The sequence below is a fragment of the Croceicoccus bisphenolivorans genome (genome assembly GCF_001634625.1).
Taxonomy (GTDB): Bacteria; Pseudomonadota; Alphaproteobacteria; order Sphingomonadales; family Sphingomonadaceae; genus Croceicoccus; species Croceicoccus bisphenolivorans.
On record NZ_LRSE01000020.1, the window covers coordinates 24,730 to 35,695 of the forward strand.

Here is a 10,966-nt window from a genome sequence, read left to right on the forward strand (position 1 = left end):
TTCCATGCAAACCTGCGTGTCCAACTTGCAATTCGCCCGTAACGGGCGCAAATGCCCGCTCATTATGGCAAGCAAGGCACGCACACTCTACGAAAAGATCTGGGATGCCCACGTCGTCGAACAGCGCGATGATGGCACCTGCCTGATCTATATCGACCGCCACCTCGTCCACGAGGTTACCAGCCCGCAGGCATTCGAAAGCTTGCGCAGCGCCGGACGCAAGGTGCGTCGCCCCGACCTGACCCTTGCGGTGCCGGATCACAACCTGCCGACCACTGCGCGGCGTGACGAGACGGGCAACCGCATCCCGATCCTCGATCCGCAAAGCGCGCAGCAACTGGAAGCGCTGGAAAGAAACGCGCCCGACTTTGGCATCCGCTACATCGGCGATGCCGATCTGGAACAGGGCATCGTCCACGTCGTCGGCCCGGAACAGGGTTTCTCGCTGCCGGGCGCAACAATCGTCTGCGGCGATTCGCACACGGCGGCCCACGGCGGCCTCGGCGCTCTGGCATTCGGCATCGGCACCAGCGAAGTCGAACACGTGCTCGCCACGCAGACACTGCTGCTCAAGCAGTCGAAAACGATGGAAGTGCGCGTCGAAGGAACGCTCGGCGCGGGCGTGACGCCCAAGGACGTCGTGCTCCACGTCATCGGCCTGATCGGCACGGCTGGCGGTACCGGCCATGTCATCGAGTTCTGCGGCAACGTGTTCGAGGAAATGAGCGTCGAGGGCCGCATCACGGTATGCAACATGGCGATCGAAGGCGGCGCGCGCGCCGGCCTCGTCGCGCCGGACGACAAGACTTTCGAATACGTGAAAGGCCGTCCGATGGCACCGAAGGGTGCCGACTGGGACAAGGCGCTGTCATGGTGGAAGACGCTGCCGACCGACACCGGCGCGACGTTCGACAAGTCGGTGCACATCGATGCCGCCGACATCCAGCCGACCGTGACATGGGGCACCAGCCCGGAAGATACCGTCGCGATCGGCGGGGTCGTGCCCGATCCGTCCAGCTTTGCCGATCCATCGAAGCAGAAGGCGGCTCAGGCCAGTCTCGACTACATGGGCCTGACGCCCGGCACGAAAATGGCCGACATCCCGGTAGAGAACGTGTTCATCGGTTCGTGCACCAACAGCCGGATCGAGGATCTGCGCGCCGCGGCCGAAGTGCTGCGCGGCCGTCACAAGGCCGATAACGTCAAGTGGGCCATCGTCGTCCCCGGTTCCGGCCTCGTGAAGAAGCAGGCCGAGGCGGAAGGCCTCGACAAGGTATTCACCGATGCAGGGCTGGAATGGCGCGAGCCGGGCTGTTCGGCATGTCTGGGCATGAATCCGGACAAGGTTCCGGCTGGCGAACGCTGCGCATCGACCAGCAACCGCAATTTCGTCGGGCGACAGGGCCCGGGTTCACGAACCCACCTCGTCAGCCCCGCGATGGCCGCGGCTGCCGCAGTGACGGGCCACCTTACCGACGTTCGCGAGCTGTGATGTGAAAGGGCGCTGCGCCTGCGGACAAGTTCATGTTTCGCTGGCGCGCAGGCCCGATTACGTCAATTTCTGCAATTGCAACCTTTGCCGACCGATTGGCGGCGGCTGGGGCTATTTCGCAAGCGCTGAAGTCGAGATCACCGGCGAGACCGCCGAGTTTGGCCGCACCGATATCGAGCGGTGGCTGACCACCCATTTCTGCCCCGGTTGCGGTGCGGCTATCGCGTGGACGCCATACGGCCCGAACGACCAGGACCGGATGGGCGTCAACATGCGCCTGTTTCCGCTGGCCGAACTGGAAGGTATCCCGGCCGTCTGGTCGAACGGCCTGGCGATGAGTGACGACGATCCGGATGGCCCGATCGAACGGACAGGCCACGGCACGATGGGCGACGGCAAGGCGTTCTGACGCGCAAATCCTCATTCCCGCCGGTCGTGCGCACCGATACCCGCCTGCTCCTGCTCGGCAGCCTGCCGGGCGAGGCCTCGCTTCGCGCCGAACGCTATTACGCCCACCCGCAGAACCGGTTCTGGCACCTTGTCGGCGCCGTGATCGAAACGGACTTGCCCGCCATGGACTACGATGATCGCATCACGGCCTTGCTCGATCACGGGATCGGCTTGTGGGACGTAGTGAAGAGCGGACGGCGCAAGGGTAGCCTCGATGCCGACTTGCGCGAGGTTGAAGGCAATGCCCTTGGCGAGCTGGTGAACGGCCTTCCTGCACTTGCCGCAATCGGCTTCAACGGCGGCACATCCGCACGGATCGGCAGGCGGTTGCTGGGGCGTGAAACAGGGCTCTCACTGGTCGACCTGCCCTCCAGCAGCCCGGCCCATGCGGCAATGAGCCTTGCGGAAAAGACCGTTCGGTGGCTTGCACTCAGGCCATTTCTGACCGAGCGCAAAGACAGCGACGATGTAAGTCCGCATGGCAGCATGCACGAACCAGACGACGAACCTGCGTGAGGGAAGAACAGTGAGCGACGAAAAGGACTGGACCGGCAAGGCAGCAATGGCCGGGGCCGCAATCGGATCGGCGGCACTGGCCGCAGCCCTTCTCTATACCTCGCGCCGCAAAGAACGCGCGCAGAAGAAGAAGGCGGCCAAGGCAGCCCTGATCGACTCGCCGGAAACCGACTGATCCGGCATTTTTCGCGTCGATTCCCGTTGAGACGCAGGCGCGCTTGATCTAGGCGACTGGTCATGGAACCGATCCGCGACATCGCAGGCCGCGCCATCCCGTTTGGCGCAAAGAACGTCGATACCGACGTCATCATCCCCGCCCACTGGCTGAAGACCATTACCCGCGATGGCCTTGGCAAGGGTGCGTTCGAAACGATCCGCAAGGATCCGGACAACATTTTCGATTCGGAACGCTATGCCGGCGCACCGATCCTCATCGCGGGCGACAACTTCGGTTGCGGCTCCAGCCGCGAACACGCCGCCTGGGCCCTGCTCGACATGGGTGTGAAGGCTGTGATCGCGCCGAGCTTTTCGGACATCTTTTCGGGCAATGCCTTCAAGAACGGCATCCTGACCGTCGTCCTGCCGCAGGAACAGGTCGACCGCCTGCTCGAAGTCGCGACAGAGCATGACATCGCGATCGACCTTGAAAGCCAGACGGTCACCACCCCGTTTCAGGATCGTTTCACGTTTGAAATCGACCCGTTCCGCAAGCACTGCCTGATCGAAGGGCTTGACGAGATCGGCCTGACGATGGCCCGTGACGAAGCGATTGCAGCCTACGAAGGCCGCGCCAACAGTGAATTGTCGTTCCTTTCGGGTCGCAATGCGGCCTGATTTCTCACGAAGGGGAAAATAATGACCGATTTCAACGATCGCGAACGCGCCGAGGAAGCCAAGTTCGCCCTTGACGAAGAAACGCTGTTCCGCATCACCGCGCGGCGCAACCGTCTTGTCGGCGAATGGGCTGCTGCCAAGATGGGCCTTACCGAAGCGGAGACCGAAGCCTATCGCAAGGCTGTCGTGCAAGCCGATTTCGAAGAAGCCGGCGAAGAAGACGTGATCCGCAAGCTGCTGGGCGACATGACCGCAGCCGGCATCGACATCGACGATGCGACGGTCCGTGCAGCGCTCGACGAAAAGATGGTCGAGGCACGCCGCCAGCTCATGGGCGAGGCGTAAGAAATTCCGACACCCTGCCGGTTGCGCAAGGGTGTCCGACGCACTGACGGAGAAAATCGATGGCAATGCAGGCTGACAAGATCGAGGCGATGATCCGCGCCGCTTTGCCCGATGCCGAAGTGACGATCACCGACCTTGCGGGCGACGGCGATCACTATGCGGCACACGTCGTGTCCGCCAGTTTTGCCGGAAAAACCCGCATCGCCCAGCACAAGGCGGTCTATGCCGCGCTGGGCGGGCGCATGGGCGGGGAACTTCACGCCTTGCAACTGACCACTGCGGTTCCCAACTGAACGCAGTAAGACAAATACCGGGAAGACACCGCATGGCCGACGTTAACGAACGCATCTCCGACATCATCAACAGCAACGATGTCGTGCTGTTCATGAAGGGCACACCGCTCTTCCCGCAGTGCGGCTTCTCCAGTCGGGCCGTTGCCATCCTCGACCACCTGGGCGTCGGCTTCGAATCCGTCGACGTGCTGCAGGACATGGAAATCCGCCAGGGCATCAAGACCTATTCGGACTGGCCCACGATCCCGCAACTTTATGTAAAGGGCGAGATGGTCGGCGGCAGCGACATCATGATGGAAATGTTCGAAGCAGGAGAGCTGCAGCAGCTCATGGCCGAAAAGCAGGTCGCCCGAGCCGGATGACGCTGGCTTTCGACCAGTCCCGCTTGCCATTCGGCGGGGCTGTCGGAGACCAGGACGACAGCCCCGCGATCGGGCATGGTTTATCGGGTGGTACAATTAACAAAGCACAAAGTGTGCCAGCTTTGGGAAAAGAACGCTTTCTCAGCTTTCTAGCTCACGCCTCTGGGCGGAGCAGTTTGCGTGTTGTAAAATTTCCCGACGGTCATGCCGATGTCTGAAACCACGGATGGAACCGGACAGCAGCCTGCGGCAACCCACCCCGCCGCCAGCCTGATCGTGTTTCGTAACGGCCCTTCCGGCCCCGAACTCCTGATGATACGCCGCTCCGACCAGCTCGCTTTCGGCGCTGGAGCGACAGTGTTTCCGGGCGGGCGCGTCGATCCGGACGATGTAACGCTGGCGCGCACTCTGTCCGGCGATCCGGACTGGAATGCAGCGCGCATTGCCTGCGTCCGTGAAACGCTGGAAGAAACCGGGCTGTTCGTCGGAGTGACGGGATATGTCGATCCGGCGATCGCCGGCGCCGCGCGCGCATCTCTGGCGAAGGGAACATCGCTTGGCGCGGTTCTGGACGAACATGGCCTTGCTCTGGATGTTGAAGATTTCGTGCCGTTTGCCCGTTGGCACCCGCCAAGCGGGGTGAATCGGCGTTTCGACACGCGCTTCCTGATCGCCGACATCGGCACCGGTGCGGTGACTCTTTCCGCAGATGGCACAGAAACCAGCAGCCAGTTCTGGGCCACGGCAGCCGATCTGCTGAGCATGGGCAGCCGGGATGAGATTCGGCTCATGTTCCCGACCAGGGCGAACCTGATCCGGCTGGATCGCCTCGGCGACTTCTCTGCCGCACGTGCCGACAGCGAATTACAGGACGTGAGCCCCGTCAGCGCCTTCGTAGAGGAACGCGACGGAGAGCGCTGGCTTTGCGTGGAACCGGGGCACGGCTACGACGGCATCGGCCAGCCGCTGGTCAGCGCCATTCGCGGCGAGACTCAGCAATAACGATAAAAAAAGCGCGGAGACCTTGGATAAAGTCTCCGCGCCCAGGATGTTTCGCGACCCTCTCCCTCAAGCGGGCCGCGACCGTTGTTGTGTTCTACCCGATCTCAGCCGGCGCGGCCAAGACGGTGGAGTAGATTCGCGTAGCGCGTTGCTTCGGCCGGGTCTTCGCAGGTCCGGGCGTAGTGAGCAACGGCTGTCTTCAACATCGGGAAGTCCGCGTTGCTGAAGATCGCGCGGGGGCGCTCGGTGCGGGCCTGGTCTTCGGTGCTCATTGCATTTGCTCCTTCGATCTCGCCGCCCTCGAGCGGCCTTTCAGTTCTGTGCTCTCATATTCAGTCCGGTTCGCTGCCTTATGCCGCAGCGAACTGGTTCATCGTGTTGTCCTTGCCGCCGGCCTTGAGGGCCGCTTCACCGGCAAAGTATTCCTTGTGGTCGTCGCCGATGTCGGATCCGGCCATATTCTGGTGCTTCACGCAAGCGATACCTTGACGGATTTCCTCGCGCTGGACGTTGAGGACGTAGCCGAGCATGCCCTCTTCACCGAAGTAGCGCTTGGCGAGGTTGTCCGTGCTCAGCGCAGCCGTGTGGTACGTCGGCAGCGTGATGAGGTGGTGGAAGATGCCGGCCTGTGCCGCCGCGTCCTTCTGGAAGGTGCGGATGCGCTCGTCGGCTTCGGCAGCGAGGTCGCTACCATCGTAATCCACGCTCATCAGCTTGGCACGGTCGTAACCCGACACGTCCTTGCCTTCCGCGGCCCAGGCATCGAAGACCTGCTGGCGGAAATTCAGCGTCCAGTTGAAGCTGGGCGAGTTGTTGTAGACCAGCTTGGCATTCGGAATGACTTCGCGGATGCGGTTCACCATTCCGCCAATCTGGCCAATGTGCGGCTTTTCGGTTTCGATCCAGAGCAGGTCTGCGCCCGCCTGAAGCGAAGTGATGCCATCAAGCACACAGCGGTCCTCGCCCGTTCCGGAACGGAACTGGTAGAGGTTCGAAGGCAGGCGCTTGGGACGAAGCAGCTTGCCGTCGCGGCTGATCAGCACGTCGCCGTTGCCGAGATTGCCGGCATCGACTTCGTCGCAGTCGAGGAACGAGTTGTACTGGTCGCCCAGGTCGCCCGGTTCCTTGGTGAACGCGATCTGTTTCGTCAGGCCAGCGCCCAGCGAGTCGGTACGGGCAACGATAATGCCGTCATCCACGCCGAGTTCGAGGAAGGCGTAACGCAGCGCACGGATCTTCTGGTGGAAGTCCTCATGCGGAACGGTAACCTTGCCGTCCTGGTGGCCGCACTGCTTTTCGTCAGAGACCTGGTTCTCGATCTGCAGGGCACAGGCACCGGCTTCGATCATCTGCTTGGCCAGCAGGTAGGTCGCTTCCGGGTTGCCGAAACCTGCGTCGATGTCCGCGATGATCGGAACGACGTGGGTTTCGTAGTTGTCGATCGCGGTCTCGATGCGCTTCGCCTCGATCTCGTCACCACGCTCACGCGCTGCGTCGAGGTCGCGGAACATCATGCCGAGTTCACGGGCGTCGGCCTGCTTGAGGAAGGTGTAGAGTTCCTCGATCAGGGCCGGAACGCTGGTCTTCTCGTGCATCGACTGGTCGGGCAGCGGGCCGAATTCGGAGCGCAGCGCGGCAACCATCCAGCCAGAGAGGTAGAGGTACTTCTGACGAGTCGTGCCGAAATGCTTCTTGATGGAGATCATCTTCTGCTGACCGATGAACCCGTGCCAGCAGCCGAGCGACTGGGTGTAGTTCGCCGGGTCCGCATCATAGGCTGCCATATCCTGCCGCATGATCTTCGCGGTGTACTTCGCGATGTCGAGGCCGGTGTTGAAGCGGTTCTGCAGCTTCATGCGAGCGGCGCTTTCCGCGTCGATGGCGTTCCACGGAGCGCCGTTGGCTTCGATCGTGTCCTTCAGGGACGCGATGGTCTGCTGGTAGGTCATTGTCGTATCCCTCGCGATTCGGTGTTGAGTGAACTGATGCACTTCCAATGACCTGATTTGCTGCACCGCGGAATGTGCTTCGATGTCGCATTGTCAAACTTTACAAATTTTCTCTGTAATGTTGTAATGATGTCGACTCACTCATCATGCTGGGGAGCGGCAGGCATGGCGCGCAAAGCATTGTTCATCGGTCCGCGGCTGAAACGCGTCAGGCGTGATCTTGGTCTGACCCAGGCAAACATGGCTGCAGATCTGGAAATTTCGCCCAGTTACGTGGCACTTATGGAACGGAACCAGCGTCCCATTACCGCCGACCTGCTGCTCCGGTTGGCCAGCACCTACAAGATCGATATTGCCAGCTTGGCCGATGATGACAGCGAGGATCTGGCCAAGCGGCTGCAGGCAACGCTCAAGCAACCGATCTTTGCAGACATCGATCTTCCGGCCCTGGACAGTGCCGACATCGCCACCAGCTACCCCGGTTTTGCAGAGGCACTGCTGCGTCTGCACACTGCCTTTACCGAAGAACAGATGGCCCACGCCCAAAGGCGCGAGATGGCATCGACTGGCGATCCATCCGTGACTCACGACCCTGTCGGCGAGGCGCGCGCATTCCTCGCAGCCCGGCGAAACTGTTTTCCCGCGCTGGACGATCACGCAAACGAAGTGGCGCAGGAACTGGCCGCAGACCGACCACGCGAGGAATCGGTATGGACCGATGCCCTCGTCAATCGGCTCGTCCGCAAGCACGGACAGAAGGTGCGTTTTACCGACCCGGAACTGATCCTGGGATCGCTGCGCTGGCACGATCGCCATCGCGAACAGGTGCTGATCTCCAACCGGCTCGATCATCCGGGCAGGCGCTTTCAACTCGCTTTCCAGATCGGTTTGCTGGAGAGCCGGGAAGTCATTACTTCCCAGCTCGTCGACGGCCGCTTTTCAGGAGAGAACGCGCGTCGTCTCGCCAGCCGGGCGCTGACCGGGTATTGGGCGGCCGCGCTGCTGATGCCCTATCGCCCATTCCTGCGCGCCGCACGACACGCAAGGCACGATCTGGAAACATTGTCGCGCCGCTTCGCTGCCAGTTTCGAACAAGTTGCGCACCGGCTCACCACACTTGGAAGGCCGGGCGAGGAAGGTGTGCCGTTCTTCTTCTTGCGCATCGACCGCGCTGGCAACGTGTCCAAGCGTCTTGACGGGGCGGGCTTCCCCTTTGCCCGAACCGGGGGGTCTTGCCCGCTATGGCATGTCCATTCCGCGTTCGAAGCGCCCGGACATATACTGCCGCAATGGCTGGAACTTCCGGAAGGAGAACGCTTCCTGTCGATTGCTCGCACAGTCGAAGCCGGCGGCGGTTCCTGGGACAGCCCACGGGCGACACGTTCGGTCGCTCTTGCCTGTGCAGCGGAACATGCTGGGCACGTGATCTATGGCGATGACCTTGCACAAGAGAAGGCGACACCTATCGGTGTCGCCTGTCGCCTTTGTCACCGTCCGCACTGCATTGCACGGTCCGCTCCCCCCATCGGGCGCGAAATGCGGCCCGACGATAATCGGGATACCGGAGTGCCGTTTGCCTTTGCCAGCGACTGAAGCGCTCGAAATGCTTTAACCTTCGACCTGCGGCACGGTCTCCTTCCGGCGACGAAACAGCTTGCCCCGTTCGCTGTAAAGAATGAGCAGCAGCCCCATGAGCGAGAGGCTAAACAACGCAAGACCGAGCGGTCCGGCCGTACCGTCATAGGCCGCTCCGATAACTGCACCCAACAATGCGCCGCCACCAACACGCACTGTGGTCTGAAACGAAGAGGCCGAACCGGCGAAATGCCGAAACGGTTGCAAAGCGATCGAGCTGAAGTTCGAACCGAGGAACCCGATCAGCGCTAGGTTGATCGTCATGAGAGGGGCGAAGATATAGAAATTGTCCGGCGCCAAGGTCGCTGCCACCAACTGCGCGGCCCCCGTCAACACAAAGATCAACAGCGCAGTATGGCTTACCCGGCGTGCACCGAAGCGTTCAACGATGCGCGAATTGACGAAACTGGCCATCGCCATGAACAACGCCATTGCCCCGAAGACATAAGCGAAATTTTCGCCCAGCCCGAAATGTTCGCCAACCAACTGCTCTGCACAATTGATATAACCGTACAAGCCGGCGAAAACGAGCGTGGCGCCATAAATGTATCCGAATGCGTCTCGGTTGGTCATCACGAGCCGCAGGTTGTTTAAGATAAGGCGCGGATCGAGCGGCTGCTTCTGATGCTGAGCCAGCGTTTCCGGCAAGCGGAACAGAACCCACAGAAACATCACGACGCCCGTGACGAACATCAATCCGAAGATCGATCGCCACCCGGCGACCAACAGGATCATCTGCCCAATCGTCGGCGCAACGACGGGGACGACCATGAACACCACCGCGATCATCGAGACGACACGCGCCATCGCGTCACCTTCGAACCTGTCGCGCACAATGGCGTTGGCCACGACACTGCCGGCCGAAGCAACCATGCCGTTGGCAAACCGCAGCATCAGCAACGCATTAAAATCATTGATGACCATGCAACCGAAATCGAAGAGGCAGTAAGTTCCGATACCGGCGAGCACGACCGGCTTTCTGCCGAACCTGTCGGCAAGGAACCCGAAAACCAACGCGCCCGCCCCCATTCCCATGAGGTAGGTTCCGACCACCAATTGTCGATCATTCTCATTCGTGACATTGAGTTCGGCGGCTATATCGCCAAGCGCGGGAAGCATGGCGTCAATACCAAGTGCCTGTAGCGCCATGATGAACGCCAGCATCACCGTGAATTCGGTGCGACTCAATCGTGAAGGGGGTTTCGGGAGCCGGATCATCTCGAGCCCGCAATGCGCGCTATGCTGCAGCAGCACAACATGAAAATGCTCATGCGCATGGCCGCCCATTTGCGCTAGAGTGCTCGTCGTGACCGTGGCTTCCCGACATGATGGCGATGAAATAGAGGCAGGCGGCCTGCGCAAGATCATCCATGTAGATATGGATGCGTTCTTCGCAAGCGTCGAACAGAGGGACGACCCGAGCTTGCGCGGAAAACCGGTGGCCGTTGGCGGTGTATCGGGCCGCGGCGTCGTGGCCGCAGCCAGTTATGAGGCGCGCAAATTTGGGGTGCGTTCGGCAATGCCTTCGGCAACGGCACGCAGGCTCTGCCCCGACCTCATATTTCGCAAATCGCGATTTGACGTCTATCGCGAGGTCTCTGCGCAAATCCGCGCTATCTTTCGGTCTTATACTCCTTTGGTCGAGCCGCTGTCCCTCGACGAAGCCTACCTCGATGTCACGTTCGATCTGCCCGGAATCGGGTCTGCCATCCTCATCGCCAAGGACATCCGGCGACGGATTCGGGACGAAACCCGGCTGACCGCAAGTGCCGGCGTCAGTTACAACAAGTTCCTCGCCAAGTTGGCATCGGACCAGAACAAACCCGACGGATTGTGTGTTATTCTACCGGGTGAAGGGGCGGCCTTCGTCGCCAACCTTCCTGTCCGGAGATTTCATGGAGTTGGCCCGAAGGGGGCGGAGAAGATGGTCAGGCTCGGCATCAAAACCGGTGCAGATCTGGCCGCGAAAGACCTGTCGTGGCTCCGCACCCATTTCGGCAGCTTTGCCGAGTATCTTTATCGCGCGGCGCGAGGTATCGACCTCAGGCAGGTTCGGACTGATCGGAGCCGCAAATCGCTTGGTGGCGA

General features: G+C 61.2%; 14 protein-coding genes. 11 read left to right on the forward strand and 3 right to left on the reverse strand.

From position 1 onward, the window contains the following. Window positions 1-64 precede the first annotated feature (64 nt). The 9 genes from leuC (at window position 65) to A7A77_RS15700 (ending at window position 5,294) form a co-directional block, all read left to right on the forward strand. Complete coding sequence (gene leuC, locus A7A77_RS15665) at window positions 65-1,492, forward strand: 3-isopropylmalate dehydratase large subunit (RefSeq protein WP_066560431.1); 1,428 nt, start codon at window positions 65-67, stop codon at window positions 1,490-1,492. Between the two features lies 1 nt (window position 1,493). Beyond that, on the forward strand, window positions 1,494-1,901 hold the full coding sequence (locus A7A77_RS15670; protein ID WP_066560433.1) for a GFA family protein: 408 nt from the start codon (window positions 1,494-1,496) through the stop codon (window positions 1,899-1,901). Beyond that, complete coding sequence (locus A7A77_RS15675; protein WP_082836197.1) at window positions 1,898-2,458, forward strand: DNA-deoxyinosine glycosylase; 561 nt, start codon at window positions 1,898-1,900, stop codon at window positions 2,456-2,458. The genes A7A77_RS15670 and A7A77_RS15675 overlap by 4 nt, the downstream gene beginning before the upstream one ends. A 10-nt stretch (window positions 2,459-2,468) precedes the next feature. Further along, window positions 2,469-2,633, forward strand: coding sequence for a hypothetical protein (locus A7A77_RS18010; RefSeq protein ID WP_156500620.1), 165 nt, complete (start codon window positions 2,469-2,471; stop codon window positions 2,631-2,633). Between the two features lie 62 nt (window positions 2,634-2,695). After that, window positions 2,696-3,292, forward strand: a complete 597-nt coding sequence (gene leuD / locus A7A77_RS15680; protein WP_066560437.1) for a 3-isopropylmalate dehydratase small subunit — start codon at window positions 2,696-2,698, stop codon at window positions 3,290-3,292. Window positions 3,293-3,313: 21 nt separating this feature from the next. After that, window positions 3,314-3,637, forward strand: coding sequence for a DUF1476 domain-containing protein (locus A7A77_RS15685; RefSeq protein WP_066560439.1), 324 nt, complete (start codon window positions 3,314-3,316; stop codon window positions 3,635-3,637). A 59-nt stretch (window positions 3,638-3,696) separates the two neighbouring features. Then, window positions 3,697-3,930, forward strand: a complete 234-nt coding sequence (locus tag A7A77_RS15690) for a BolA family protein (protein WP_066560442.1) — start codon at window positions 3,697-3,699, stop codon at window positions 3,928-3,930. Window positions 3,931-3,962: 32 nt separating this feature from the next. Next, window positions 3,963-4,292 (forward strand): Grx4 family monothiol glutaredoxin, encoded by a 330-nt coding sequence (gene grxD / locus A7A77_RS15695; RefSeq protein ID WP_066560445.1) that lies wholly within the window; start codon window positions 3,963-3,965, stop codon window positions 4,290-4,292. Between the two features lie 210 nt (window positions 4,293-4,502). Further along, the gene (locus A7A77_RS15700; protein ID WP_172799931.1) at window positions 4,503-5,294 is read left to right on the forward strand and encodes an NUDIX hydrolase; all 792 of its coding nucleotides are present in this window, start codon (window positions 4,503-4,505) and stop codon (window positions 5,292-5,294) included. 104 nt (window positions 5,295-5,398) lie between these two features. Here A7A77_RS15700 and A7A77_RS18195 read toward each other — a convergent pair whose 3' ends face one another. After that, complete coding sequence (locus A7A77_RS18195) at window positions 5,399-5,566, reverse strand: hypothetical protein (RefSeq protein ID WP_172799932.1); 168 nt, start codon at window positions 5,564-5,566, stop codon at window positions 5,399-5,401. 78 nt (window positions 5,567-5,644) lie between these two features. Next, window positions 5,645-7,243 (reverse strand): isocitrate lyase, encoded by a 1,599-nt coding sequence (locus A7A77_RS15705; protein ID WP_066560448.1) that lies wholly within the window; start codon window positions 7,241-7,243, stop codon window positions 5,645-5,647. A 165-nt stretch (window positions 7,244-7,408) separates the two neighbouring features. Here A7A77_RS15705 and A7A77_RS15710 point away from each other — a divergent pair, with 165 nt between their 5' ends. Then, entirely contained in the window at window positions 7,409-8,836 is a 1,428-nt protein-coding gene (locus A7A77_RS15710; protein WP_066560451.1) for a helix-turn-helix domain-containing protein, read from the forward strand. Between the two features lie 15 nt (window positions 8,837-8,851). Here the strand turns inward: A7A77_RS15710 and A7A77_RS15715 are convergent, their stop codons facing one another. Further along, window positions 8,852-10,165, reverse strand: a complete 1,314-nt coding sequence (locus tag A7A77_RS15715; protein WP_245638512.1) for a multidrug effflux MFS transporter — start codon at window positions 10,163-10,165, stop codon at window positions 8,852-8,854. A gap of 91 nt (window positions 10,166-10,256) precedes the next feature. Here A7A77_RS15715 and dinB point away from each other — a divergent pair. After that, window positions 10,257-10,966 (forward strand): DNA polymerase IV (dinB, locus tag A7A77_RS15720; protein ID WP_483772886.1); only part of this gene is annotated, 710 nt, incomplete at its 3' end.